General features: G+C 49.8%; 23 protein-coding genes and 2 pseudogenes. 5 read left to right on the top strand and 20 right to left on the bottom strand.

Annotated elements, in window-relative coordinates; translation table 11 throughout:
- Positions 1-2 precede the first annotated feature (2 nt).
- The 13 genes from hprK to aroQ form a co-directional block, all read right to left on the bottom strand.
- Positions 3-965 carry an HPr(Ser) kinase/phosphatase gene (hprK, locus tag CKO12_RS05435; RefSeq protein WP_200153717.1) on the bottom strand — a complete coding sequence of 321 codons (963 nt, stop codon included), beginning with the start codon at positions 963-965 and terminating at the stop codon, positions 3-5.
- A 15-nt stretch (positions 966-980) separates the two neighbouring features.
- Positions 981-1,430, bottom strand: coding sequence for a PTS sugar transporter subunit IIA (locus CKO12_RS05430; protein ID WP_200153716.1), 450 nt, complete (start codon positions 1,428-1,430; stop codon positions 981-983).
- A gap of 167 nt (positions 1,431-1,597) precedes the next feature.
- A complete protein-coding gene (gene hpf / locus CKO12_RS05425) occupies positions 1,598-1,921 on the bottom strand; it encodes a ribosome hibernation-promoting factor, HPF/YfiA family (protein ID WP_200153715.1) in 324 nt (107 codons plus the stop codon).
- A gap of 33 nt (positions 1,922-1,954) precedes the next feature.
- A complete protein-coding gene (locus CKO12_RS05420; protein WP_200153714.1) occupies positions 1,955-3,439 on the bottom strand; it encodes an RNA polymerase factor sigma-54 in 1,485 nt (494 codons plus the stop codon).
- Positions 3,440-3,580: 141 nt separating this feature from the next.
- The gene (gene lptB / locus CKO12_RS05415; RefSeq protein ID WP_200153713.1) at positions 3,581-4,306 is read right to left on the bottom strand and encodes an LPS export ABC transporter ATP-binding protein; all 726 of its coding nucleotides are present in this window, start codon (positions 4,304-4,306) and stop codon (positions 3,581-3,583) included.
- A complete protein-coding gene (gene lptA, locus CKO12_RS05410) occupies positions 4,303-4,818 on the bottom strand; it encodes a lipopolysaccharide transport periplasmic protein LptA (RefSeq protein WP_200153801.1) in 516 nt (171 codons plus the stop codon). Before lptA ends, lptB begins: the two co-directional genes overlap by 4 nt.
- Positions 4,818-5,447 (bottom strand): LPS export ABC transporter periplasmic protein LptC, encoded by a 630-nt coding sequence (gene lptC, locus CKO12_RS05405; RefSeq protein WP_200153712.1) that lies wholly within the window; start codon positions 5,445-5,447, stop codon positions 4,818-4,820. The genes lptA and lptC overlap by 1 nt, the downstream gene beginning before the upstream one ends.
- A 17-nt stretch (positions 5,448-5,464) precedes the next feature.
- Positions 5,465-5,986 (bottom strand): 3-deoxy-manno-octulosonate-8-phosphatase KdsC, encoded by a 522-nt coding sequence (kdsC, locus tag CKO12_RS05400; protein ID WP_200153711.1) that lies wholly within the window; start codon positions 5,984-5,986, stop codon positions 5,465-5,467.
- 63 nt (positions 5,987-6,049) lie between these two features.
- The gene (locus CKO12_RS05395) at positions 6,050-7,045 is read right to left on the bottom strand and encodes a KpsF/GutQ family sugar-phosphate isomerase (RefSeq protein ID WP_338032701.1); all 996 of its coding nucleotides are present in this window, start codon (positions 7,043-7,045) and stop codon (positions 6,050-6,052) included.
- Positions 7,046-7,071: 26 nt separating this feature from the next.
- The gene (prmA, locus tag CKO12_RS05390; protein WP_200153709.1) at positions 7,072-7,956 is read right to left on the bottom strand and encodes a 50S ribosomal protein L11 methyltransferase; all 885 of its coding nucleotides are present in this window, start codon (positions 7,954-7,956) and stop codon (positions 7,072-7,074) included.
- 9 nt (positions 7,957-7,965) lie between these two features.
- The gene (accC, locus tag CKO12_RS05385) at positions 7,966-9,306 is read right to left on the bottom strand and encodes an acetyl-CoA carboxylase biotin carboxylase subunit (RefSeq protein ID WP_200153800.1); all 1,341 of its coding nucleotides are present in this window, start codon (positions 9,304-9,306) and stop codon (positions 7,966-7,968) included.
- Positions 9,307-9,384: 78 nt separating this feature from the next.
- Entirely contained in the window at positions 9,385-9,846 is a 462-nt protein-coding gene (gene accB / locus CKO12_RS05380) for an acetyl-CoA carboxylase biotin carboxyl carrier protein (protein ID WP_200153799.1), read from the bottom strand.
- A 2-nt stretch (positions 9,847-9,848) separates the two neighbouring features.
- Positions 9,849-10,310 (bottom strand): type II 3-dehydroquinate dehydratase, encoded by a 462-nt coding sequence (gene aroQ, locus CKO12_RS05375; RefSeq protein ID WP_200153708.1) that lies wholly within the window; start codon positions 10,308-10,310, stop codon positions 9,849-9,851.
- A 215-nt stretch (positions 10,311-10,525) separates the two neighbouring features.
- On the opposite strand from aroQ, the gene CKO12_RS05370 reads away from it, so the two are divergent.
- Positions 10,526-10,780, top strand: coding sequence for a hypothetical protein (locus CKO12_RS05370; protein ID WP_200153707.1), 255 nt, complete (start codon positions 10,526-10,528; stop codon positions 10,778-10,780).
- 169 nt (positions 10,781-10,949) lie between these two features.
- Here the strand turns inward: CKO12_RS05370 and CKO12_RS05365 are convergent, their stop codons facing one another.
- The 6 genes and pseudogenes from CKO12_RS05365 to CKO12_RS14875 all read right to left on the bottom strand — a co-directional run bounded on the left by CKO12_RS05365 (position 10,950) and on the right by CKO12_RS14875 (position 15,945).
- Positions 10,950-11,771, bottom strand: a complete 822-nt coding sequence (locus tag CKO12_RS05365; protein WP_242466219.1) for a Rha family transcriptional regulator — start codon at positions 11,769-11,771, stop codon at positions 10,950-10,952.
- 307 nt (positions 11,772-12,078) lie between these two features.
- Positions 12,079-14,385, bottom strand: a complete 2,307-nt coding sequence (locus CKO12_RS05360) for a class I SAM-dependent DNA methyltransferase (protein WP_200153706.1) — start codon at positions 14,383-14,385, stop codon at positions 12,079-12,081.
- Positions 14,386-14,523: 138 nt separating this feature from the next.
- Positions 14,524-14,709 (bottom strand): type IIL restriction-modification enzyme MmeI, encoded by a 186-nt coding sequence (locus tag CKO12_RS05355; protein WP_200153705.1) that lies wholly within the window; start codon positions 14,707-14,709, stop codon positions 14,524-14,526.
- 20 nt (positions 14,710-14,729) lie between these two features.
- Positions 14,730-15,098, bottom strand: a complete 369-nt coding sequence (locus CKO12_RS05350; protein ID WP_338032700.1) for a transposase — start codon at positions 15,096-15,098, stop codon at positions 14,730-14,732.
- A 92-nt stretch (positions 15,099-15,190) separates the two neighbouring features.
- Positions 15,191-15,385, bottom strand: a pseudogene (locus CKO12_RS15355) (transposase); the annotation flags it as partial.
- Positions 15,386-15,597: 212 nt separating this feature from the next.
- Positions 15,598-15,945: a helix-turn-helix domain-containing protein gene (locus CKO12_RS14875; protein WP_200153703.1), complete on the bottom strand. Its 348-nt coding sequence runs from the start codon at positions 15,943-15,945 to the stop codon at positions 15,598-15,600.
- Positions 15,946-16,085: 140 nt separating this feature from the next.
- On the opposite strand from CKO12_RS14875, the gene acnA reads away from it, so the two are divergent.
- The 4 genes and pseudogenes from acnA to CKO12_RS05325 all read left to right on the top strand — a co-directional run bounded on the left by acnA (position 16,086) and on the right by CKO12_RS05325 (position 23,819).
- Complete coding sequence (acnA, locus tag CKO12_RS05335) at positions 16,086-18,758, top strand: aconitate hydratase AcnA (protein WP_200153702.1); 2,673 nt, start codon at positions 16,086-16,088, stop codon at positions 18,756-18,758.
- 78 nt (positions 18,759-18,836) lie between these two features.
- A complete protein-coding gene (locus tag CKO12_RS05330) occupies positions 18,837-21,542 on the top strand; it encodes a DNA methyltransferase (RefSeq protein ID WP_200153701.1) in 2,706 nt (901 codons plus the stop codon).
- Between the two features lie 9 nt (positions 21,543-21,551).
- Positions 21,552-21,866 (top strand): annotated as a pseudogene (locus CKO12_RS15350) (type IIL restriction-modification enzyme MmeI); the annotation flags it as partial.
- Between the two features lie 132 nt (positions 21,867-21,998).
- The gene (locus CKO12_RS05325) at positions 21,999-23,819 is read left to right on the top strand and encodes a class I SAM-dependent DNA methyltransferase (protein WP_207146273.1); all 1,821 of its coding nucleotides are present in this window, start codon (positions 21,999-22,001) and stop codon (positions 23,817-23,819) included.
- 50 nt (positions 23,820-23,869) lie between these two features.
- On the opposite strand, the gene CKO12_RS05320 is transcribed toward CKO12_RS05325, so the two are convergent.
- Positions 23,870-25,330, bottom strand: a complete 1,461-nt coding sequence (locus CKO12_RS05320) for a hypothetical protein (RefSeq protein ID WP_200153699.1) — start codon at positions 25,328-25,330, stop codon at positions 23,870-23,872.
- Positions 25,331-25,412: the final 82 nt, after the last annotated feature.

The following is a 25,412-nucleotide window of genomic DNA, read 5'->3' as shown; positions in this document are numbered from 1 at the left end:
AGTCAGCGCCGCACCAACTGCGGCGGTGGGCGATCAAGGCTGATTGCCCGCGCTTGGCGATTGGTGAAATCGTCACTCGCGTCATAACCGCGAATCCGCAAAATCTGATGGCGCACTGCCGCTTCCACCAAAATCGCTAAATTGCGCCCCGGCGCGACCGGCATCAAAATTTTCGGGATCGTGACATCAAGAATCGTCAGCGCCGTCAAGCTCCCCGTGAGGCGATCAATGGATTCCAATTGTTGTAAATCCAGCGGCTGTAAGTCGATGATGAGATTGAGTGTTTTGTTGCGCAGCACCGCACTTTCTCCAAACATGGCGCGGATGTTGAGAATCCCCAGCCCGCGCACTTCGAGAAAATCGCGCAACAATTCCGGGCAGGTGCCTTCGAGCACATCCGGCGCAATCCGCGCAAAACGGGGCGCGTCATCTGCGATCAAGCGATGTCCGCGAGTAATCAGCTCCAGCGCCAGCTCACTTTTGCCGACCGCCGGATTGCCGATTAACAACACGCCCATGCCCAACACTTCAATAAAAACGCCGTGCAGCGTTTTGCGCTCCGCCAGCGCGTGGGTCAGAAAATAGCGCAGATGGTTAATCAAATCTTGATCGCCGAGCGTGGACGCTAACAACGGCGTCTGCGTCGCTTCGGCGGCTTCACATAACGCCTTATCGGGCACCACGCTATCGGTAAAAATCACCGCCGCTGGTGCGCCAGCAAAGAGCGCATCCACCGTTTCGGCAAAGGCGCTGGCGCTCAAAGTCGCTAAATAGGTTTGCTCCTGCTGCCCAATCACCTGCAAGCGATTGGGATGAATGCAGTTGAGCGAGCCAATCAAGGATTGGCGCAGTTGGCTGGGATCGGTCGTGCGCAAGGGACGGGCGGTGCGTGGTTTAGGCGTCAACCAATGCAGCTTGAGCTGGGGGCCGGTTTGCGCAATCAATGCTTGCAAGCTGTCGATCATCGCGGCGACAAAGAATCAGCGGGTATTGAGGACTTGCAACAGCGCAGCAGCAGACTCTGCACCGCGCAATTGCTCGCGGATGGTGGGATCGCTGAACAGACCAGCGAGTTGGGCGAGCAGACGTAAATGTTCGTCATTGGCTTCATCCGGCACCAGCAAGGCAAACGCCAAATCAACCACTTGCCCGTCGGTCGCATCATAATCAACACCTTGATTTAACTGCACAAAAGCGCCAATCACGCTGCTGACATCCTTGGTGCGGGCGTGCGGCAGCCCGATGCCGTGCCCCAAGCCCGTGCTGCCCAAGCGTTCGCGTTCAACCAACCGCTCAAACACGGTGGCGACCTCAAGGCGCGGCTGGGCGCTGGCCAACAACTGCGCCAAAGTTTCCAACAGCCGCTTCTTGCTGGTGAGTTCCAGCCCGCATTGAATTCGGGTTTCGTTAATTAAATCTGTACTGAACATGATGCAAAATCCGAGTCTTGCCACGCACCACAGCGGCGCAAATGAATCATGCGCCCATTCCAAATTTCAATAAAAAACACCTCGAACGGAGTGAAAATCCGTTCAAGGTGTATTGCGCTAAAAGTCAAGATGCGCTGCATTGAATCAGTGCGCGAACGCCACCATCACTATTCATCCATCTCATTGAGTTTGACCGCGTTACCGCGATGGTTGCCCTTCTTTTCTTTGAGGCGCAACACCTGCCGGTCGAGCTTATCAACCAGCGCATCAATTGCGGCATACATATCTTCGTGTACCGCATCAGCAAAGACCGGGCCGCCGTTCACATGCAGCGTGGCCTCGGCTTTCTGATCAAGTTTTTCCACACTGAGCACAACGTGCGCAGTGATGACGTGGTCGAAATGACGCGCCATGCGCTCGAATTTGTCCTCGACATAACTTCTCAGCGCGTCAGTAATATCGATGTGATGACCCGTCAGATTAATCTGCATTTTTTATAGCTCCAGTAGTATTCAAACAGCCTGTTAATTCAGACGTTTGCGCTCATTCGAGGGAGGGATACCCATCGCCTCGCGGTATTTGGCAACGGTTCGCCGCGCAACTTGAATCCCCTGATCTGCCAAATCCTTGGCAATTTTATCGTCACTCAAGGGTTTCTTGGTGGATTCTGCCGCAATTAATTTGCGAATCAGCGCCCGAATTGCGGTAGACGAACATTCGCCGCCAGAAGCAGTGGTGACATGCGATGAAAAAAAGTATTTGAATTCAAATGTGCCACGCGGCGTATTCATATATTTCTGCGTCGTCACCCGCGACACGGTGGATTCATGTAAATCCAACGCTTCAGCGATGTCACGCAAAATCAATGGCCGCATTCCTTCATCACCGCGCTCAAAAAAATCCTGCTGCAATTCAACAATTTTTGCACCAACGCGCAGCACTGTTTCATTGCGACTGGCGAGGCTTTTAATCAACCACCGCGCTTCTTGCAAATGGTTTTTTAACAGCGCCCCGCTCGGACTTTGATCGGAACGACGAATGAGATTGAGATATTCCGCATTCACGCGCAGCTTGGGCGCGATCTCGCTATTCAACTCCACGCGCCAGCGTCCTTCAATTTTATGGACAAAAATATCCGGCACGATGTATTCCGGCGCCGGACTCGCAATCACCGCACCCGGACGCGGCTGGAGCGAGCGAATCAGCGCCAGCGCCGCGTGAATCTCGCTTTCCGCCACCCCGCCGCACAATTTCAATAACGCCGGAATATCTTTGCGCGGCAGCGCCTCAAAACCCGTGCGGCAAATGGTCAGCGCCAACTGACAGTGCGGCGTCTCCGGCGGCAATTGGCGCAACTGAATCAGCAAACATTCCTGCAAATGCCGCGCTCCCACGCCCGCCGGATCAAGCGCCTGCACCCGATACAACAGCGTTTGCACCTCGTCTGCGCCAATGCTCGGATCACCCAGCGTCGCCACCAATTCCTCTATCTCGCAGCGCAGATAACCATCGGCATCAATCGCATCAATGATGACCTGCGCAATCATCAGATCGCGCTCGCTCAAATGACTCAATTGCAACTGCCACAGCAAATGATCGTACAGCGTCAGCGGGCGACTTTGCTGGGTGAGCGGATCAAACTCATCATCACCAGACCCGCTGCCGCTGCTGGACGCATAGCTGTCAAACACATCATCCCACTGCGTATCAACCGGCAACTCATCTGGCATCTCGCTGGATTCTGCCGGCACTTCCCGCTCCGCCAGCGCCTCTTGCTGCGCATACGACGGCTCTGGATCGGGCTGCGGCGCGAGCCGCATATCATCGGCCTCTGCCGCGAGAAAGCGTTCTGCCTCGTCGCCTTCCTCCAGCATCAGATTGGTATCCAGCGCCTCTTGAATCTCTTTTTGCAGCTCGAGCGTTGACAATTGCAGCAGCTTGATCGCCTGTTGCAACTGCGGCGTCATCGTGAGGTGTTGACCGAGGCGGAGCTGGATTGAAACCTTCATAAAATCGCGTGGGCGCCTTAGTCCTAGTTCGCGTGCCAAAGTAGGCAATTGAGAATTGTGGCAACAGCGCAACTGTCACCGGCAATGTGGGTTGAATCGTAACATCAAACACCGCGTCGGGTTGACCGCTGCTGGATCGCTTCACATCGCAAAATCCGCGCCGAGATACACCTCACGGACGTGCTGATCGGCCAGCAACACGCTCGGCACCCCGGCAGCAATCACCTTCCCATCGCTGATGATGTAACCCCGGTCGCAAATCGCCAGCGTTTCGCGGACGTTATGATCGGTAATCAGCACGCCGATGTTGCGCTCGCGCAGATGCGTCACGATTGCCTTGATGTCGCCCACCGCAATCGGATCGACGCCCGCAAATGGCTCATCAAGCAGCAACACCTCCGGCGCTGTCACCAGAGCGCGGGCAATTTCCAACCGCCGCCGCTCGCCACCAGACAAACTCAGCGCCAGCGATGCGCCAACGTGCGCAATGCCCAATTCATCCAACAATTCATCGCAGCGGTGCTCGCGTTCGGCCGGCGTCAGATCGCGGCGCAGTTCGAGAATGGCCAAGATATTGGCGCGAGCAGTGAGCTTGCGGAATACCGACGGCTCCTGCGCCAAATAGCTCAATCCCGCCCGCGCCCGGCGGTGCATCGGCTGATGGGTGATGTCCTGACCGTTGAGCAAAATCCGCCCCTGATCGGCAGCCAGCAGCCCGACGATGAGATAAAAGCAGGTTGTTTTGCCCGCACCGTTGGGGCCGAGCAGCCCGACCACTTCACCCGCATTCACCGCCACGCTGACGCCGCGCAACACCTCGCGCCCGCGATAACTTTTATGCAACTGCTCCACTTGCAACACGCTCATCGCTGACTGCCGCTCCGTCCGGCAGGTGCAGCGGTTTCTGGCGTGATCGTGATCTTCACCCGCCCGCTGCCGCCAGCGCGAAACTGCGCGTGGGCGCGGTCATAAATAATCCGCTCGCTCGCCAACCGATCTGTGCCCTGCACCAGCAGCCCATCGCCGATCAAAATCAATTCCTCTTTCACCGCGTCATATTCCATCCGCAGCGCCGACGCCTGCACCATGCTGGCCTTGGCGTCCAATTGCTGCTGATAGCGCACCGGCTTACCCAGCGCGATGATGAAGCGCGGCTGGCGATTTTCTTGATGATAAACAGTGACATGATCGGCAGTGAGCCGCAAACTACCCTGCGTCACAACCACCTGTCCGACATACACGCTGGTGCCGTCCGCCTCGCGCACTTCCACATCATTGGCTTCAATCAACAGCGGTTGCTGCGCATCCGCTTGCAGCGCCCACGCCGCTGGCTGCCCCAGCAGCGCCAGCACAACACCCAGCACCAGTTGACGATTCATCACAACAGCGATTCTCCAGACGGCGGCGCTGGCGCGGCAGCAGGCGTGATTTGAAGCTGGGTGCGCCCGTGAAACGTCAGACGCGCTGGGTGCGCGTACCACAGTTGCATCGTCGGAGCCGTCAGCGTGTCAGCGCCGCTGATGATGCGCACCGGCTGCTCGGTCGCCGCCAGCGCCTGCTCGCGCCACAAATCAAGCTGCGTGGTGAACAGTTGCAGCGGACGCTGGTGCGCAACGGCGGCGCGATTGATTTCGACATTACCCAGCAAGCGTATCTGCGCCCCGCTTTGAAAAATCAGCCCTTGATCCGCTCGCGCCGTCCAATTGCCGTCGGTCGCGTGTAGCAGCGCAACGCGGGGCTGCGTCAATTCGGAGAGATTTTCGGCAACAAAATGCTGCACCTGACTGGCAGAGAGCTGGCGCAGCGGCTGCCCGTTGGCGTCGGTTTCCACTGCCGTGAGTTGCCAGACTTGATGATCGGGCAGACGCGGGCGCGGCGGCGCAGTGATGGTTGATGGTGCGGTGTGCAGATGCCACCACGCCCAGCCGCCAGTAATGGCAAAACTCATTGCCAACAGGAGCTGGCGCGAGTTGACGCTCGGCAGATGAAAGTGGGAAAAATGCAACATGCGCTGCTGGCGCTGATTCAACCAAATCGCCCCATCACTCGCTCTAAATTGCCCTGCGCCGACAAAATCAACTCGCACACCTCCCGCGCTGCGCCGCGCCCACCGGCGGCTTTGGTACGCAGATGCGCCTGTTCCTGCACTCGCGGATGGGCATCGCTCACCGCAATTGCCAGCCCGACCAGCCGCATGATCGGCAAATCCACCACGTCATCGCCAACGTAGGCAATCGCCGCATCGGTCAGCGCCAGCTTCTGCTTCAATTCCGCATACGCCGGCAATTTGTCTTGATAGCCCTGATACACCTCAGCAATGCCAAGGCTCGCCATCCGCCGCTGCACCACCTGCGAGGTGCGCCCGGTAATCACCGCCAGCCGCACGCCGGTACTTTGCAACAGCGTCATGCCCAGCCCGTCGCGGGAATTGAAGGCCTTGTATTCCTGACCATCGTCACCGAGAAACAGGCTGCCGTCAGTCAGCACCCCGTCAACATCAAAGATCACCAAACGAATGTGGGCAGCGCGTTCGAGCAAAGTAGCCATACCGTGATAACCTAAAATTTGATGATGAAAGTGTGGTTAAACTGTTGATTGCGTTATCTGTTTTCAGAAGACGCCCGCCCGCAGCAGATCGTGCATATTCAGCGCCCCCACCAGCCGCCGCTCCGCATCGACGACCAATAACCCGTTGATTGCTTTCGCTTCCATGAGTTGCAGCGCCTCCACCGCCAGCGCCTCCGCAGCGATGGTGGCACCGGGGCGCGTCATCACCGCATCAATCACCGTCTCCTGCACCGGCAGCCCGCGATCCAGCGTCCGCCGTAAATCGCCATCCGTGAACACGCCAATCACTACGCCACTGCCATCAATCACCGCGCTCATGCCCAGCCCTTGGCGCGACATTTCCAGCAACGTCGGCAACAGCGCCGTGCCGCTCGTCACCACCGGCACCCGCTCATCGCGGTGCATCACGTCGCTGACGTGCAGCAATAAACGGCGACCGAGGCTGCCGGCCGGATGCGAACGGGCGAAATCATCAGCGGTGAAGCCGCGCCGTTCCAGCACCGCAATCGCCAACGCATCGCCCATCGCCAGCGCCGCCGTCGTGCTCGCAGTTGGCGCGAGTCCCAGCGGGCAGGCTTCGCTGGTGACGCTGATGTCGAGCGTGGCGGCAGCTTCGCGGGCGAGCGTGGAGTCCGGGCGACCGGTCAGCGTGATCAGCGGGACGCCGAGCCGTTTTAAGCGCGGTAACAGCATGAGCAGTTCAGCGGTTTCGCCAGAATTGGAAATGGCAAGCACCACGTCGCGGGGCGTGATCATGCCGAGATCGCCGTGACTGGCTTCGCCGGGGTGAACGAAAAAAGCGGGAGTGCCGGTGCTCGCCAAGGTCGCCGCGATCTTGCCGCCGATGTGCCCGGATTTGCCCATGCCTAACACGACGATCCGCCCGTCACATGCCAGCAAATAGCAGCAGGCAGCGACAAAGGCGGCATCAATCCGGTCAGCGAGCGCGGCGACGGCGGCAGCTTCAGTTGTAATCACCGCTCGCCCCAGCGTTTGCAATTGCGCGGCGTCGTCCGGGGTGAGCGTGGCGGGTGGAATGCCGAGCTGGCGCGGGGTGGCGGAGGTCAGCACGGTTTTTTGTACCCGCACAGCAACGCCCATTCCTCCCGCTCTCGCACCGGCGCGAGTGCAATTTGTGCGGCATACGCGGCACTCACCTGCGCCACCTGCGTGGTGAGAATGCCGGACAACGCGAGCTGACCGGCGGGGCGCAATAAACCGCTGAGACGCGGGGCGAGCGTGACCAATGGCTCGGCGAGAATGTTGGCGCACACAAAATCCACCGGCGGCGTGGTCAGCTCTTCGGGTGTACAGACCGTCAACTGCGCCGCCACGCCGTTGGCCTGCGCGTTATCTCGCGTGGCCGTCAACGCCTGCGGATCGTGATCGACTGCGATAGCCCGCGCCGCGCCGAGTTTTAAGGCAGCAATCGCCAAAATGCCCGAGCCGCAGCCGTAATCCAGCACCGTCGCGCCCGCCAATGCCGCCCCGTCCAGCCACTCCAAACACAGCGCCGTCGTCGCGTGATGACCGGTGCCAAACGCCAAGCCGGGGTCTAACGCCACGATGATCGCATCCGGCTCCGCTGGCGCTTGCCCGTGCGGACATACCCACAGCCGCTGCCCAAAGCGCGTCGGCTTAAACGTATCGAGCCACACCCGCTCCCACACCTGATCTTCAATCCGCGCAATGTTCGGCGCAGCACCGGGCTGCGCCGCCAACGCCAGCGCCAACCGCTCCACCACCGCTTGCGACTCTGGATCGCAATCAAACAACGCCAACAGCGTCACTTGTGACCACAGCGGCGTTGCGCCCGGCGCAGGTTCGAGCTGCGGCTCATCGCCCGCATCGCTCAAAGTGACGGACAATGCGCCCGCCAATTCCAAATTGAGCGCATTCGCTTCCGCTTGTTCACGCGGCACCGTAAATGACAGTTGTAACCAAGGCATGAGCGACAATTACATCCCTAATTTCTTTTCGAGATAGTGAATGTTAGCACCGCCAGCGAGAAATGCTCCATCGCGTAAAATAGCGCGTTGCAATTTAATGTTGGTATTGATGCCTTCAATCACCGTTTCCCGCAGAGCATTATTCATTCGCGCAATTGCGGATTGACGATCTTCACCGTGTGTAATTAACTTTCCAATCATCGAATCATAATAACGCGGCACGGTATAACCAGAATAAATGTGCGTTTCTAACCGCACACCGGGCCCGCCGGGCGCATGAAAATCGGTGATCTTACCCGGACACGGCATAAAGGTTTCCGAATCCTCCGCGTTAATACGGCATTCAATTGCATGACCCCGCCACACAATATCTTTTTGTGCATAACGCAATGGCTCACCGGCAGCAATTAAAATCTGCTCTTTCACAATATCAACTCCAGTCACCATTTCCGTCACCGGATGCTCAACCTGCACCCGCGTATTCATCTCAATGAAATAAAACTGGCCGTTTTCATACAAAAACTCAAAGGTACCCGCGCCGCGATAACCGATGCTGCGACACGCCTCCGCGCAACGTTCACCAATTGTGGCACGTTGCTCCGCCGTGAGACCGGGTGCTGGCGCTTCTTCAACTACCTTTTGATGACGGCGCTGCATAGAACAATCGCGTTCACCGAGATGAATTGCGTTTCCCATTTGATCGGCAAGAATTTGAAACTCAATATGGCGTGGATTCTCCAAATACTTTTCCATATACACCATATCATTATTAAATGCCGCTGCTGCTTCCGCTTTGGTTAAGGAAATCGCATTGAGCAACGTCGCTTCTGAATGCACCACGCGCATTCCCCGTCCGCCACCGCCACCGGACGATTTAATAATAATGGGATACCCAATATCCCGCGCTAATTCCAGCGTGCGTTTCTTATTCTCATCAATCGGGCCATCTGAGCCGGGAACGCACGGCACTCCTGCTGCTTTCATCGCCGCAATCGCGGAAACTTTATCGCCCATTAAGCGAATGGTCTCCGGACGCGGGCCAATGAAAATAAAGCCAGAGCGTTCCACGCGCTCCGCAAAATCTGCGTTTTCCGATAAAAACCCATAGCCGGGATGAATGGCAACCGTATCAGTGACCTCGGCGGCACTAATCAATGCCGGCACATTGAGATAACTGTGCAGCGAAGATGCCGGACCAATACACACTGATTCATCCGCTAATAAAACGTGCTTCAAATCACGATCCGCTTCGGAATGAACCGCGACCGTTTTGATGCCAAGTTCGCGGCAGGCGCGTAAAATGCGCAGCGCAATTTCACCGCGATTGGCAATTAGAATCTTCTCAATCATTGCAGCCATGAGGAGGACATCTTTAGTAAAAGGAAGGAGCGTTTGCAGCAAGTGCAAACGCCAAGAAAGTGTGCTTTTTTATTCAATCACAAACAGCGGTTGATTGTATTCAACTGGCTGTCCGTTTTCGACCAAAATGCGTTTTACAGTGCCGGCTTGCTCGCATTCGATTTGATTGAGAATTTTCATTGCCTCAATAATGCACAGCGTGTCGCCAGCCTTGACTGTTAAACCTTCCTCAATAAAAGGTTTTGCGCCCGGTGATGGAGCGCGATAAAAGGTGCCAACCATTGGCGAACGCACAATTTCCCGATCTAATCCGGCTAATGGATCGTCATCAGTGGGTATTGGCACGGCTGGAGTCGCGGCGCCAGATGGCGCTTGCGGCGGCATAGACGCGCCTTGTGGCATGTAATACGCTGGCGGCGTCGCGGAATAGCGACTAATACGCACTGATTCTTCACCTTCGTGAATTTCGATCTCTGCTACATCGGATTGCTCCAAGAGTTCAATCAGTTTTTTGACCTTGCGGATGTCCATAATCATGGGTTCTCGTTCGTATCAATATGCGCTAAACGCGAGAGCGCAGCGCGTAACGCCAGCGCGTAACCTTCAGCACCGAGTCCGCTAATAACACCCACTGCAATATCTGAAAAATAAGAGTGAGTGCGAAATGACTCGCGAGCGTACACATTCGATAAATGTACTTCAATGAAGGGTAACGCGACGGCAAGCAAAGCATCGCGGAGAGCGATGCTGGTGTGGGTGAAAGCGGCGGGATTAAACAGAATGAACTGCACTCCATCAGCGCGAGCGCGATGAATAGTCTCAATGAGAACATATTCAGCATTACTTTGAATAAACGCGAGTGAAAAACCGGCGGCTTGTGCCATCTGCGTCAATTCGTGGTGAATATCGGCCAGCGTGGTGTGCCCATAGTGTCCCGGTTCGCGGGTGCCGAGCAGATTTAAATTCGGCCCATTCAAAACCAAGATTGTGGCCATCACGGTTTGCCTATCCAAAGGGGTTGCGGGTGGGAGGTGGGCGCTGGTTCACAAGGAACAGCGGCAAATCGCGGCGAATTGTGCGGATATTGCACAATCTTGTCTAGTGATTGGCGTCCCAGAATGTCCCGAACGGGGCTGGATGGCGTGGGATCAATGCGGAGCGGCGGCGATGGTGCGGCGAATTATGCTAAATTGACTCTATTGAGCGGGAAATGTCCACAAAAATAAAATTAGGAATAAAAACAATGCGCAAACGACTGTTAGCTATTTTATTCGGCGGATGTGTGTGTTGCAATTTATATGGCTGCACTTCCCGCAATTGGTTTGAGGGTATCAAGGGAATGCAAAAACAGGATTGTTATAAACTTGAAAGCTCCAGCGCAAGACAAAGCTGTTTAGGTTCGGTTGAGGAACAAAATTATGATCGTTATCAAGCAGACCGAGAAACGATTATTAGAGACCGCTGAATCAATCATTGGCGCAAGCGGTTATTGCACTGTGGCATAACTTTTAACGCTTGCATACGTTTCACCCGGTTGTATAGTTCGGATTCTTTGCAGCATTCAGCGCAATAAAACACATAAAAAACCCGCTCACCAAGTGAATTGGAAGCGGGTTTTTCATTGCGCCGGTGCGTTATTGCGGGTTGGTAGTCAGCAGCGCGTGGTCAGCAATAAATGCCTCCAGCCGCTGCAATAATTCTGGAAAACGATCCACAAAAAACAACGGTTGCGTCTCGCGGGGATTATTCGGGCTGGTTTCATTGCGCCCGTATTGCAAACCCTCAGCAGTGAGATTCCAAAATCGCTTAATCTCATTGCCGCGCCCTTTGCGTGAAAGATGCTCCAGAATACCCAATTTCTCAAGTGTTGGATTCACAACTCTGGCGACATGATGACCGAGTGGATGATCCATTTCTTTCAATAGCGTAGTAATGGCTTTCACCAATGGTTCATCAACATAAGCAGGCAGGAAATTCGGATTGATGCCTTTAGCATCACACAAAGAACTGAGCATCCGAATCTTGCTGGTATCTGACATGCGCAGAATTCTTGCGGCAGATTCTGCAATTTGAATCTCAAATGCCGGTGCATACGGCAATGCGGAAGTGATGTATTGAGAAGGAGCTTGCGATGGAGTTGATAATGCGGCTTCGAGTTCCTGCCAGCGTTGTATTACTTTGAATCGCGCCTTGGCGTCGTAACCAGTCAATAAAGTCAGGGTGTGATCTTTGTCAAGACTGATTGATGCGATGCGCTTTGTCTGGGCGTCTAATTCAAGCGTAACACCTTGAATTCCTTGATAACTCAAAACTGAGTTATCTTGTAAATCATAGACTTGCGTGATCATGGCACGGATATCCCGCAACACATTGTCGTGACGCTTGCCTGTCAATTCCGCAATCTCGCGGGATGTCATCGTGACAGATGACGGAAGGGAATTATTTTGCGAGACCATAAAAGGCTCTCCTAGTCGATTTTCTCAAGCCTAAAAGTTAGGCATCCCGTAGGGGCTTGAGACCGCGACTAGACGGCGGGTTTATTCGTGGGATTGACCCCTTATTTCACCGCACCCCCACGATATGCTTTGAATCGTGGCGTTGTATTGCGCAATCAAAATTAGTATAAAACCGCTATACTTTCGTGTACGGGTAACGCTAGTCGGTGTGTCTCAAGCACCTGAGACATAGAAGACCACAATCATTAAAAACTGTCAACTGCAATCAACAAAAATCTGATTAAACCCGTTTCCGGCGTTGTCGCTTTTACGGAGCAACGGATGCGGTGAGTTGTTGATACCGCTCGAATAGAAAAGCCACGCGCTCGGTGTCGCCATTAAACTTCTGTTTAGAATAGACCGCATCAACGGCTGCATCTAATTGACGATGCGCGGTGACTAATTCCGGCGACATGATATTTGGATCGTAAAGAGTAGCAAGTGACGTGTTTGGGAATTGCTTGCGAATGTCCAGCACTGTTTGCGCTGCGGTTTCAATGCGCTGTTGCTGTTGCTGAGTGATTGATGCTGGCCACGGAAAGTTATTGTAAACGATATTGATTGAATAATTGTAACTGCTACCAAGGCGACCGCAAACAGTGCGCACCCAAGCCATGTGCATCATTGACGTTAAAATGCCAAAGTGATAATTCGACGCATTGGGAATCATCTCAAGTTTATTCCCCGCGATATGATGTGCTGGAAGAAATTGAATTGGAATATACACGCGGCGCTCGGATGACACACAAGGAATCGCAAGATAGCGCGTTGTAGGCTGGCGTATTTCGCCAAATAAATGTGAAGAATTCGCCAACGCATTGGTCGTTACCCGCTGACTATTGCAACGATGCTGGCGTACTTTTTCAATCCGCGCCATCACCGCAGACATTTGTTTGATTTCGCTTAACGGACAATCAACTAACCATAAACAATAACGCGGAATTGCGTTAATCAAATCATCGCCCATTGAAAAAGGACGTATCCATGCTGCCGCTTGTGGTTCCAGCGTTAAAAACTGCTCCTTTTCATCTTCAGAAAACAGCAGATGCCCACCATCGTTTGGCATTGATCCAAACACGATGCGCGGCGCAGCAGATAATGGAGTGCGCCGATGAGTTAAAACAACATCTGGCGCATCAACTAAATAAGGATTGATACGATTGACAGCAACTTTGTATGGCGCAGATCGCACTGTTTTATAATCAAAGAGTTGTTTTTCTTTTATATCACACAATGCAAAACCAACGATCACGCATTCCACCGTTGCATTGCTTTTTGCTTCATTTGACCAGTGAAACGTGCGATGGGCAAAATGAATTTTAACGCCGCGCTTTAATAAATCAGACCACAACAGCCCAACTTGTTCACCTTGACTTATTGAATTTGTTGCAACAAATGCGGTTTTTACGGCGCTGTTGTCCGCCATATAATCAACGGCTTTGCGAAACCACGCGGCAACAAAATCTAAAACGCCCGCGCCTTTAATATCATGGAAAACCTGCGCTAAATCCTGTTTTTGCGCAGGTGTTTGATAGGCTTTACCAATAAACGGCGGATTCCCTAAAATGTAATTTAATTCCGTTAGCGGCACCACCTCACGCCAATCAATTTGTAGCGCATTGCCGTGACGAATTGTCGCGGAATGCGTGAGCGGAATGCGTAAATAGTATTGCCCGAATTCCTGAGAAGCCACTTGATTCATTTGATGATCGGTGAGCCACAGCGCCGTTTGGGCAATTTGCGCTGGAAATTCCTCAATTTCAATGCCATAAAACTGATTGACGTTGCACAGAATGTTAAACTCGCCCACGCCAATTGACAAATTTTTAGACGCCCAAAATAGCGCCCGCAACACCTCCAATTCAAGCAAGCGCAATTCCCGATAGACAATGACCAGAAAATTGCCGCAACCGCAAGCTGGATCAAGGAATTTTAAGCTGGCGAGCTGTTCTTGAAACGCAAATAAATTGCTTTTGCTCTGCCGTTTGACGCGCTCAAATTCGGCTCGCAGTTCATCTAAAAATAACGGTTTAATCAGTTTTAAGATATTCGTTTCTGAGGTGTAATGTGCGCCCAGATGACGGCGATTTTTAGCGTCCATCACCGCTTGTAATAAAGCGCCAAAGATCGCAGGTGAAATCCGCTCCCAATCCAAAGCGCAACCTTCCAATAAAAGCTCGCGCATTTCCCGATCAAAGGCAGCAGTGGGCAATTGTTCGGCAAACAATTGACCGTTAATATAACGAAACGCGGCAAGCTGCGGATCAAGACGGGTTAAACGGTTTTCGTGCGGAGTATTCAATACTTCAAAACAATTTGCCAGCCATTGCGCTAAATCTTGTCCATCTTCAGCAGTGCGTTGTTCAATTAAATCTTGAAATTGATTCACTGCAAAAATGCCGGTATGTTCGGCAAATAAACAAAACACCAGCCGCACTAAATACACTTCCAACGCATGACCGTCATAACCGATTGTTTTTAATTTGTCATGCAATAAACCCATGCACTCGGCAGCTTTCAGATTGATTGGCTCTTGCTCCGCTAATTCCCACGATATGCAAATTTTTGAACGCATAGATTTAACCGATATTCAAGCGAATGTCAGCGCGGCATTGCCGCTTCAATACTAAAACAATCCTCATTATTTCCATTTTTACCGAATGCTTCAATACAGCGATAGATGAAGCGATGCCATTCAATAATAAACGTTAAATTAACTGGAAGATGTGAGCTTTTTCCGGCGTTTCGGTGGTTGCGGATCAAACGGTGCAGTGAGTTGTTGATACCGCTCGAATAGAAAAGCGACGCGATCCGTATCACCACTGAACTTCTGTTTGGAATACGCTGCATCGACCGCACGATCTAATTGACGATGCGCTTTAACCAATTCGGCAGGCATCGTTATAGTTGTCCGCAAAACTAACCATACAGCACCCAAGGCACGAACTGTTCTATCCAGCCCTTGGCATAGCTTGATGATTTGCTGAATACAGCCCAAGAATCAGAGATGACTGACTTTAAGTACTCATTAGAATAGATAAATTCTACAGAAACTTCCCGCTTAATAGATTTCCATATTTGTTCAATTGGGTTGAGATCAGGACAATAAGGAGGAAGAAATAAGAGTGATATACCAAGTGTGTCTGCTGTATTTTTAACTTCGTATGAAGTGTGACTACTGTAATTGTCCAAAACAACAATAATAGCGTCATAGTCCATGTTAGCTTGCTTAATTTTTGTTAAAAAATTAGCAATTGACTCTTTCTTTGAGTTTTGGAGAAAATCTATTGTGTTTATTCCAACTGCTGCATAAAATCCAATGGTATTAGATTGGTATTTTGAGGTATTTTTTACTATATAGTCGATCCAACATAAAATGATTACAAATGACAGGCAAACAAAGCATCAACTGAGCAATGGTTCCTTTTACGAATCGCTTTTGCTTTTGCCCAATAGTTTTCAATCGGATTTAAGTCAGGTGAATATGGTGGCAAGTATTCTAAAATATGCCCGCTTTCTTTAATCTTTTGCTGAATATCTTGTCTTTTATGAAAAGCGGCATTATCCATAACAAGNACTATATCACCACAACCAACGTGCCAAAACCTAACGGTGTTAGCTGTTGTTTGTGGACTCGCTTCATCTAAGTAGCCAATTGCTATTCTTTCACGAGAAAATCCCTTTTCTTCCAAAGTGTTATATGTATCTTCTACTCTTGACATCAGCGTCTCTTCTGCATCTACTGGACGCCTATAATCATGCGGATAAGGTTTTGAAAAGTGCAGATTCAGTTTTTTTTTAGAATCCTTGCCACCTGTGACAGAGAGAGTTTAACATGCCACACTTGTTCAATTAGATTAGAGACTTCTTCTGTTAACCAGTTAGGCTTTTTTGAAAGCATGGTTTTTAGTTTTTCTAAGTCATCATCACTTAGTTTAGGAGGACGTCCAGAAGGTTTATCAGATTTGTGGAAGGGAGATACAATTCCTTCATAACCATGTTCGTTCCACATCCGAATCCAGACGTAAGCGGTCGATTTTGCAACTGCAAAAAGAACGCACGCTTTATCTAAATCATAAGATAAGTTTTTTAAGTTATTCAGAAAAGCAAGTCTATACTGAACTGTCTTCTTCACGTCTTAAGAAATTCAAAAGTTGGTCTTCGTTGCACAGTTTCACTGTCGTAAGCTCCTACATTTTCTCTTAAGTATAGTATGTTTTGCGGATAACTATAATTGCCTGACTGACCATTCATACCATTACGGAGTTTGTTTTGATGACCAACAGTTTTAACGCTAAAACCACGCTCACCGTCGCCGGTTTGCATTATGAGTTTTTCAACCTTGATGCCGTACCGAATAGCGCCCGGCTGCCGTATTCATTAAAAATTCTGCTCGAAAACTTATTGCGTCATGAAGACGGAATCACCGTCACTGCGGATGACATTGCGTATTTCAGCACTTGGAATGCGCAGGCCGAACCGGATAAAGAAATCCAATACCGCCCGGCGCGAGTGTTAATGCAAGATTTTACTGGTGTTCCCGCAGTCGTTGATTTAGCTGCGATGCGCGATGCCATGCGTGAACTCGGCGGCGATCCGTCACAAATCAATCCGTTGCAACCCGCAGAATTGGTGATTGATCATTCGGTGCAGGTGGATTATTTCGGCAGTGATGATGCCTTTGCATTGAATGCAGAACGCGAATTCGAGCGCAATCAAGAACGCTATAACTTTTTGAAATGGGGTCAGAATGCGTTTGCCGGTTTTAAGGTCGTTCCACCCGATACCGGTATCGTGCATCAAATCAATGTTGAATACCTCGCACGGGTGATTTTTACGAATACGTTGAATAATACTACGCAGGTTTATTTTGATACCTGCGTTGGTACTGATTCGCATACGACAATGGTCAATGGAATTGGCGTATTAGGTTGGGGCGTCGGCGGTATTGAAGCCGAGGCGTCGATGTTGGGGCAACCGGTGTCGATGCTGGTGCCCAAGGTCGTCGGCTGCAAACTCACCGGCACGTTGCGCGACGGCGTGACCGCGACCGATTTGGTGTTGACCATCGTCGAACGGCTGCGCAAACACGGCGTGGTCGGCAAGTTTGTTGAATTTTATGGTAGTGCAATCAGCAGCTTACCGATGGGAGAGCGCACCACGATTGCCAACATGGGGCCGGAATATGGCGCGACCTGCGGCCTGTTTCCGATTGACCAGATCACGCTCGATTATCTGCGCCAAACCGGACGCGATGCCGCGCAGCTCGCGCTCATTGAGGCGTATTGCAAGGCGCAGGGCGTCTGGTACACGGCGGACGCGGCGGACGCGGCGGAAGCCGATTATTCGGAAACGCTGGAAATCGACCTCGGCGCGGTGGTGCCGTCGCTGGCGGGGCCGAAACGGCCGCAGGATCGCGTTGCGTTGAGCGATATGGCAACGCATTTTCCTAACGCATTGGCGGCGTTGAAAAAAGAGCGCAATTTGCCTGACAAAGGCGCGGCGACCGCCGTCATCAACGGGCAGCCGGTGGAATTGCGCGACGGCTCAATTGTGATCGCCGCGATCACTTCCTGCACCAACACCTCCAATCCGAGCGTGATGTTAGCGGCCGGTTTGGTGGCACAAAAAGCGGCAGCAATCGGTTTGAAATCAGCGCCTTGGGTGAAAACTGCGTTTGGCCCCGGCTCGCTAGCGGTGACGCGCTATCTTGACCGCGCTGGCTTGACTGAACCGTTAAAAGCGTTGGGATTTCATAACGTTGGCTACGGCTGCACGGTCTGCATCGGCAATTCCGGCCCGCTGCCTGCGCCGGTTTCGCAAGCCATCGCTGACCACGAGCTGTGCGCGGTGTCGATTTTGTCGGGCAATCGCAATTTTGAGGGGCGCGTTCACGCGGAAGTGCGGATGAATTACCTCGCCAGCCCGCCGCTGGTGGTCGCGTATGCCATCGCCGGGCGGATTGATTTTGATCCTGAGCGCGAACCGCTGACGCAGGATGCCAACGGGCAGCCGGTCTATTTGCGCGACATTTGGCCGACACAAACTGAAGTGAATCAAGCAGTTGCGGCACATGTCACCGCCGCTGAATTCACCGCTGCGTATGCCAACATTTACGCCGGCGATGCGCGTTGGCAATCGCTCGCTGCGCCGACCAGCCAGACCTATGAATGGCCAGCGGCGTCAACTTATATCCGCAAACCGCCGTATTTTGACGGCATGACGCGGGAAATTGCGCCGATTGCCGACCTCAGTGGAGCGCGATGTTTAGCGGTGCTCGGCGATTCAATTACTACCGATCACATTTCGCCAGCCGGATCAATTAAAGCGAATTCACCGGCGGGACAATATCTGCTGGCGCAAGGGGTGGAAGTCAAGGATTTCAACAGCTTAGGGGCACGACGCGGCAATCACGAGGTAATGATGCGCGGCACCTTTGCCAATTTACGACTGCGCAATTTAATGGCACCCGGTACAGAAGGCGGCGTCACAGTGCATCATCCGAGTGGTGAACAATTGTCGATTTATGATGCCGCAATGCGTTATCAATCCGAATTAACGCCGGTGATTCTTTTAGCGGGTAAAGAATACGGTTCTGGCTCGTCACGCGATTGGGCAGCAAAAGGCCCACGTTTATTGGGAGTGCGGGCAGTAATTGCGGAAAGTTATGAACGGATTCATCGTTCTAATTTAGTTGGCATGGGCATTTTACCATTAGAATTTATGAATGGCGAGAATGCACAATCATTGGGTTTAACTGGCGCAGAAACCTTTGCGATTATCGGCTTAAATAATGGCGAGGCAAAACAGGTGACGGTGCAGGCAATTGCTGCAACGGGCGCGATGATTGAATTCAACGCCAAGGTGCGGATTGATACGCCGAACGAAGTAGATTATTACCGCCACGGCGGTATTTTGCCGTATGTGCTGCGGCGGTTGGTGGGTTAATTGCGTCATGGCATCGCAGCATTTAATCATTGCTGCGATGCTGTTATTTTTCAGTGCGATGTGAATATAGGAGAAATAATGCCGCTTTCTTGGAATGAAATAAAAACGCGGGCGGTGGCTTTTGCGCAACGTTGGCACGATGCCGCGAGTGAAAACAGCGAAGCCAAGCCATTTTTAATTGATTTTTTTGAAGTGTTCGGGATTACTAATAAGCGGCTGGCAACGTTTGAATATGCCGTGAAAAAATATGGCGGTAAAGCGGGCTTTATTGATTTATTCTGGCCGGGCGTGTTAATCGTAGAAATGAAAAGTCGCGGCAAAAACTTGGCGCTGGCTTATCAGCAAGCAATGGAGTACTGCGCCGGAATTAAAGAACACGATTTACCGCGTTATGTGTTGGTATCGGATTTTGCAACGCTGCAACTCACCGATTTAGAAACGAATCATACGCTGACTTTTCCTTTAGCCGATTTCGTCACGCATATCAGCGCCTTTGGTTTTATTGCGGGTTATACGACGCAGGTGATTCAACCGCAAGACCCGATTAACATGAAAGCCGCTGAACGGATGGGAAAGCTGCACGATCAATTAAAAGCGATTGGTTATTTAGGGCATCCGCTGGAAGTATATTTAGTGCGGCTATTGTTTTGTTTATTTGCAGAAGATACCGGCATTTTTGAAAAGCGCCAATTTCAGGAGTTTATCGAAAACAAAACGCGTAGCGACGGTAGCGATTTAGCGGCACAAATCAGTCAGTTATTTTATGTGCTCAATACACCGTTGGCGCAGCGATTAACCAATTTAGACGAAGAACTCGCCGCATTTCCATATATCAACGGCAAATTATTTGCTGAACTATTACCGCCTGCGAGTTTTGATCGCACGATGCGCGAGACGTTATTGAGCGTCTGCGCGTTGGATTGGAGTCGGATTAGTCCGGCGATCTTTGGCAGTATTTTTCAAAGCATTATGAGTGAAACAGAACGACGCAATCTGGGAGCGCATTACACCAGTGAGGAGAATATCTTAAAGTTAATTAAGCCACTTTTTTTAGATGCGTTATGGACAGAATTTCATAAATTAGGCAACAATAAAGCCAAGCTCAACGCTTTTCATCATCGCTTGGCGCAATTGACTTTTTTTGATCCCGCCTGCGGCTGCGGTAATTTTCTGGTGATTGCTTATCGAGAACTGCGGCAATTAGAGTTAGCAATTCTCGAAAAGGTGCATAAAAAGGCGCAGTTATTAGAAATCGACACGTTGATAAAGTTAGATGTCAATCAATGTTATGGGATTGAGTTAGAAGAGTTTCCAGCACAAATCGCTCAGGTTGCGTTATGGTTGACTGACCATCAAATGAATCAACAAGTGAGCGCCATGTTTGGCGTTTATTTTGTGCGCATTCCGTTGAAAACATCGGCAACTATCGTTCACGCGAATGCCTTACAAACCGATTGGCGCAACGTGTGTCCGAATGCCAGTTTTATTATCGGCAATCCGCCTTTTATTGGTCATCAATGGCGCTCTCCGGCGCAACAAGCCGATGTAGAGTTAGTCTTTCCGAAAGATAAAAAGTTTGGCAAAGTTGATTTTGTGGGTGCGTGGTTTGTGAAAGCAGCGCAATATCTGCTCAATCAACGACAAACCGCCTGCGCGTTTGTGGCAACCAATAGCATTACGCAAGGTGAACAAGTTGGCATTTTATGGAGTTGGATGTTAGCGCAAGGAGTGCAAATTCACTTTGCGCATCGCACGTTTAGCTGGACAAATGAAGCGAAAGGTAATGCAGCCGTGCATGTCGTCATTATTGGTTTTGCGCTATTTGCGGCACCAGTGAAAACGCTGTTTATTTATGCAGATGTGAAAGGAAAACCGCAAGCACTCCCCGCGACTCAGATCAATCCTTATTTGTTAGATGCGCCTAACGTGTTATTGCCGTCGCGTTCGCAACCACCGCAAGGAATGCCGGCGATGACTAAAGGAAGTCAACCCACAGACGGCGGACATTTAATTTTAGATGCTGCACAAAAATTTGAACTCTTGGCAAAATATCCTGACTTAACCGCGTTTATTAAACCGTTTATTGGTGGTTATGAATTGATCAACGGCGTGGAACGCTATTGTTTGTGGTTTGCAGAAGCTACACCTGCGCAATTAAAAATCATTGGACAGTATCCTGAAATTAAAGCGCGGATTGAAGGCGTAAAAAAAGCAAGATTAGATAGCAAAACTGAAAGTGTGCGGCTAATGGCTACTCAACCTTATTTATTTACGCAAATAAGACAACCTAAAAAAACATGTTTAGCGGTGCCAGAAGTTTCTTCGGAACGTAGATACTATATTCCTATTGGGTTTTTAACCGCAGATAATATAATAAGCAACAAAGTTTACATCATTCCTGATGTTGGTTTATACGAATTTGGCATATTGACCAGTGCATTGCATAATGCGTGGATGCGTACCGTTGCTGGTCGTTTGGGAGGCAGTTATAGCTATGCACCAAATGTTTATCAGCTATTTCCTTGGATGACTGTGAATGCAGCACATCAATTGATGATTGAACAAGCTGCCAAAGCGGTACTTAACGCACGAGATCAAGCTGTTGCGCTGGATGCTAATAATACGTTAGCGACGCTTTATGATCCAGATTTAATGCCCAAGTGTTTACGCATAGCGCATACCAAACTCGATAAAGCAGTAGATACTGCTTATTGCTATCAAGGCAGCAATGAAGACAGTGAACGGGTTAGTTTTTTATTCAAACTCTATGAAAGTAGGCGTTAAGAGACGCCGATGATGCAGCCACAAGACTTAATCAACATTAAAGCTGTTGAATGTATGGGAAAGCTGCATGATCAATTAAAAGCGATTGGTTATTTAGGGCATCCTCTGGAAGTGTATTTAGTGCGGCTATTGTTTTGTTTATTTGCAGAAGATACCGGTGTTTTTGCAAAGCGCCAATTTCAAGAATTTATTGAAAATAAAACGCGCAGCGACGGTAGCGATTTAGCGGCACAAACCAGTCAGTTATTTTATGTGCTCAATACGCCGTTGGCGCAGCGATTAACAAATTTAGACGAAGAACTTGCCGCATTTCCATATATCAACGGCAAATTATTTGCTGAATTATTACCAACTGCGCGTTTTGATCGCACGATGCGCGAGACGTTATTGAGCGTCTGCGCGTTGGATTGGAGTCGGATTAGTCCGGCGATCTTTGGCAGTATTTTTCAAAGCATTATGAGTGAAACAGAACGGCGTAATCTGGGAGCGCATTACACCAGTGAGGAGAATATCTTAAAGTTAATTAAGCCGCTGTTTTTAGATGCGTTATGGACAGAATTTCATAAACTCGGCAACAACAAAGCCAAGCTCAACACTTTTCATCATCGTTTGGCGCAATTGACTTTTTTTGATCCAGCCTGTGGCTGCGGTAATTTTCTGGTGATTGCTTATCGAGAATTGCGGCAATTAGAGTTAGCAATTCTCGAAAAGGTGCATAAAAAGGCGCAGTTATTAGAAATCGACACGCTGATAAAGTTAGATGTCAATCAATGTTATGGGATTGAGTTAGAAGAGTTCCCAGCACAAATCGCTCAGGTTGCGTTATGGTTAACTGACCATCAAATGAATCAACAAGTGAGCGCCATGTTTGGCGTTTATTTTGTGCGCATTCCGTTGAAAACATCGGCAACTATCGTTCACGCGAATGCCTTACAAACCGATTGGCGCAACGTGTGTCCTCATGCCAGTTTTATTATCGGCAATCCGCCTTTTATTGGCAAAAATTTTCGCAATTTACAACAAAATGCAGATTTAGCAAAAGTGTTTACACATACACCACAATTGCCAGCCGTTAAATTATACAAAAGTCTTGATTTCGTGTGTGCATGGCATTACACCGCAACTGCATATATGAAAACCCACCCAGCAACGCAAACAGCGTTCGTGAGTACTAATAGCATCGTGCAAGGTGAACAAGTTGCTATTTTATGGCAGCCGTTATTAGATGCTGGAGTGTACATTAACTTTGCACATCGCACGTTTAGCTGGTCAAATGAGGCTAAAAACAATGCTGCTGTGCATGTAGTGATTATTGGTTTTTCCCTATTTTCTGTGCCATCCAAAACGCTGTTTATTTACGCAGATATTAAAGAAAAGCCCCAAGCATTATCAGCAACCAATATCAATCCTTATTTATTCGATGCGCCTAATGTGATAGTAAATGCACGAAAAAACCCGCTGTGTTTAGCGGCACCTATAATGACAAGAGGCAGTCAAGCGACAGACGGCGGTTATTTATTACTTAACCAACAAGAAAAAGATGATTTAGTCAAGAGCGAACCACAAGCAGAACAGTATATTCAACCATTTTTAATGGGTGATGAGTTTATCAACAACATTCCACGTTACTGTTTATGGCTTGTTGATTGTTTACCTAGTGAACTGAAGAAAATGCCAGAAGTGTTGAAGCGTATTGAAGCTGTTAAATCTGTGCGACTAGCAAGTAGTAAAGCTGCAACAAGAGAATGGGCTAATAAGCCAATGCTTTTTACAGAAACACGTCAACCAACTCAAGGGCATTATTTAGCTTTACCGCGTGTTTCTTCTGAACATCGTCAATATGTACCTGTTGGGTTTTTGCCTTATACGCATATTGTCGGTGATAAGTTGCAAATTATTCCAGATGCTACAGTTTATCATTTTGGCGTGATGACCAGTATTATGCACAATGCTTGGATGCGTGTTACTTGTCGAAGATTAGGTGGTAGCTATAGTTATTCTGCAAAAATTGTTTACAACAACTTTCCTTGGCCAACACCAACACCCAAACAAACTGCCATTATTGAAACTGCTGCTCAATCGGTGTTGAATGCTCGCGCCCAGTTTCCCAATGCGTCATTAGCAGATTTATACGATCCACGCACGATGCCGCTTATTTTAACAAAAGGGCATATTAAATTAGATAAAGCGGTTGATGCCGCTTACTGCTATCAAGGCGGCAATGAAGACAGCGAACGGGTTACTTTTTTATTCAAGTGCTATGACAGTTGGCGTTAAGAGACGCTGATGTATCAAAACCAGTGCGGGTGTCAAAGCGGTTATTTGAATTATTTTTGCACACTACAAATTGCTGGCAACGTTGTAGCAGCAAATGTTCGATTCAATTGCGTAAATGCTTGATATAAAAAACTGGGCTGTCCAGTAACATCATATAGCCCGCCAATTTGCACATGATCGAATAGCCACACGCCACGCAATGTTAATGCAGTGGCATCATTCGCAGTGATACTGAGCGTTAATTGTTCGGCGCTTGGTAATGCCACAATTGCATCGCATTCTAATGAATCACGATCATTGGCAAAATATAATTGCGTCGCGGGTGCTGCATTCCCTGCCGTCACCGTCACGCTGCCGTGACGATTACCGCTGACTTCAATACAAATGTGATCGGGATAAGAATCGGCTTTCGTGGGTAAGCGCCCGGCGCTGGCAGAGATCGTTTGTGTTAATACCGCGCCGGTGGTGAATGTTAATTCAAAATCACCACTTGGCAATTGTTGTAATGCGGTATTTGCATTTGAAGAATGTAATTGCCAACCGTCTAATCCCAAACTAAATGCGGGGTTATACAATAGGCTTTCACGGTAATCTTGCGTCGTCCAATATCCATAACCGATCACGCCATGCTGTTTCAAACTACATGCCGCTTGTGTTAAAAAGTTGTTAAGCTCTGCCGGATTAATCACTGCATTGTGTTCGTAACCGGGAGTATTATCAATGACATTTAATTGATCAATAAAAATATCGCGTTGACCAGATAATTCCCGCGTTTCTTGCAATAGCGCCGTTAATAATTTATGTGCTCGCGTCGCCGTTAATTGTTCACCCCTATTTTCTGCCCCCCAAAATGGTGCCCAATAAATCGTCACAGGTGCCGTGCCCGCTTGACGGTACATGGCTTGATGTGTCAACCAATTGATAGATAAAGAATTTGCTGCAATAGGGTCTTTATCAACGCGAATTTCATAACTCAATTGTGGTAAAAATTCCCGCGCTGGCTCATATAATTGCGTCATCACCAGCCAATCCCAATAACCATGAAATAATGCGGCATCTTGCCCTGTTGGTGTCGGTAATGGCGCTGCTGTCGTTATTTGGCGCTCACTGGGCAAAGTGCGATTAAATTTCGCAAAAGTCGCTCGCGCACTGGGATCAATTTTATGCAACCATTGATCTTCCCAGCTCATTAACGTCATGGTGACATGCGGCGCAGTTTTTAATAATTGCCCCAATCGTTGTATAAAGGTAAAAAACGCAAGTTTGGTTACATCTGTATTTAATAACTGATGAATGCGTTGCAATGCTGATCCAGCGCGAGGATGTAAACTCCAGCCGTATCCAACGCGCAAAATAACCTGCAAATTGGCTTTTTTAGCTTCATCTAATAAAAATTGTAACCGTGTCAAAGCGCGTTCATCCCATTCACAGCACGGATCAATGACCGGCTGAAAATCGCCCCAACTCACTAAAAAAATGACGGTATTAAAGCCGTCGTTACGGAGTCGCATAAAGTCATTCGCAACGACATCACGGCGAAATGCTGACAGGAAATTTTTAGGCCAATGCTGACCAAAATAGTGCGCAGCAATG

It is taken from the genome of Chromatium okenii (assembly GCF_016583745.1).
Lineage (GTDB): Bacteria > Pseudomonadota > Gammaproteobacteria > Chromatiales > Chromatiaceae > Chromatium > Chromatium okenii.
The sequence above is the reverse complement of the archived record's forward strand: the minus strand, read 5'-3'. Positions and strand labels throughout refer to the sequence as shown.

Bases quoted from the DNA above. Each gene is read 5' to 3' on its own strand.
- hpf (WP_200153715.1), bottom strand. From the start codon at position 1,921: ATGCAGATTAATCTGACGGGTCATCACATCGATATTACTGACGCGCTG.
- hprK (WP_200153717.1), bottom strand. From the start codon at position 965: ATGATCGACAGCTTGCAAGCATTGATTGCGCAAACCGGCCCCCAGCTC.
- lptA (WP_200153801.1), bottom strand. From the start codon at position 4,818: ATGAATCGTCAACTGGTGCTGGGTGTTGTGCTGGCGCTGCTGGGGCAG.
- CKO12_RS05370 (WP_200153707.1), top strand. From the start codon at position 10,526: ATGTCCACAAAAATAAAATTAGGAATAAAAACAATGCGCAAACGACTG.
- CKO12_RS05320 (WP_200153699.1), bottom strand. From the start codon at position 25,330: ATGCGACTCCGTAACGACGGCTTTAATACCGTCATTTTTTTAGTGAGT.
- acnA (WP_200153702.1), top strand. From the start codon at position 16,086: ATGACCAACAGTTTTAACGCTAAAACCACGCTCACCGTCGCCGGTTTG.
- CKO12_RS05355 (WP_200153705.1), bottom strand. From the start codon at position 14,709: ATGCCTGCCGAATTGGTTAAAGCGCATCGTCAATTAGATCGTGCGGTC.
- CKO12_RS05325 (WP_207146273.1), top strand. From the start codon at position 21,999: ATGAGTGAAACAGAACGGCGTAATCTGGGAGCGCATTACACCAGTGAG.
- accB (WP_200153799.1), bottom strand. From the start codon at position 9,846: ATGGACATCCGCAAGGTCAAAAAACTGATTGAACTCTTGGAGCAATCC.
- aroQ (WP_200153708.1), bottom strand. From the start codon at position 10,310: ATGGCCACAATCTTGGTTTTGAATGGGCCGAATTTAAATCTGCTCGGC.
- lptB (WP_200153713.1), bottom strand. From the start codon at position 4,306: ATGAGCGTGTTGCAAGTGGAGCAGTTGCATAAAAGTTATCGCGGGCGC.
- kdsC (WP_200153711.1), bottom strand. From the start codon at position 5,986: ATGGCTACTTTGCTCGAACGCGCTGCCCACATTCGTTTGGTGATCTTT.
- CKO12_RS05360 (WP_200153706.1), bottom strand. From the start codon at position 14,385: ATGCGTTCAAAAATTTGCATATCGTGGGAATTAGCGGAGCAAGAGCCA.
- accC (WP_200153800.1), bottom strand. From the start codon at position 9,306: ATGATTGAGAAGATTCTAATTGCCAATCGCGGTGAAATTGCGCTGCGC.
- CKO12_RS05330 (WP_200153701.1), top strand. From the start codon at position 18,837: ATGCCGCTTTCTTGGAATGAAATAAAAACGCGGGCGGTGGCTTTTGCG.
- CKO12_RS05365 (WP_242466219.1), bottom strand. From the start codon at position 11,771: ATGGTCTCGCAAAATAATTCCCTTCCGTCATCTGTCACGATGACATCC.
- CKO12_RS05420 (WP_200153714.1), bottom strand. From the start codon at position 3,439: ATGAAGGTTTCAATCCAGCTCCGCCTCGGTCAACACCTCACGATGACG.
- prmA (WP_200153709.1), bottom strand. From the start codon at position 7,956: ATGCCTTGGTTACAACTGTCATTTACGGTGCCGCGTGAACAAGCGGAA.
- CKO12_RS05430 (WP_200153716.1), bottom strand. From the start codon at position 1,430: ATGTTCAGTACAGATTTAATTAACGAAACCCGAATTCAATGCGGGCTG.
- lptC (WP_200153712.1), bottom strand. From the start codon at position 5,447: ATGTTGCATTTTTCCCACTTTCATCTGCCGAGCGTCAACTCGCGCCAG.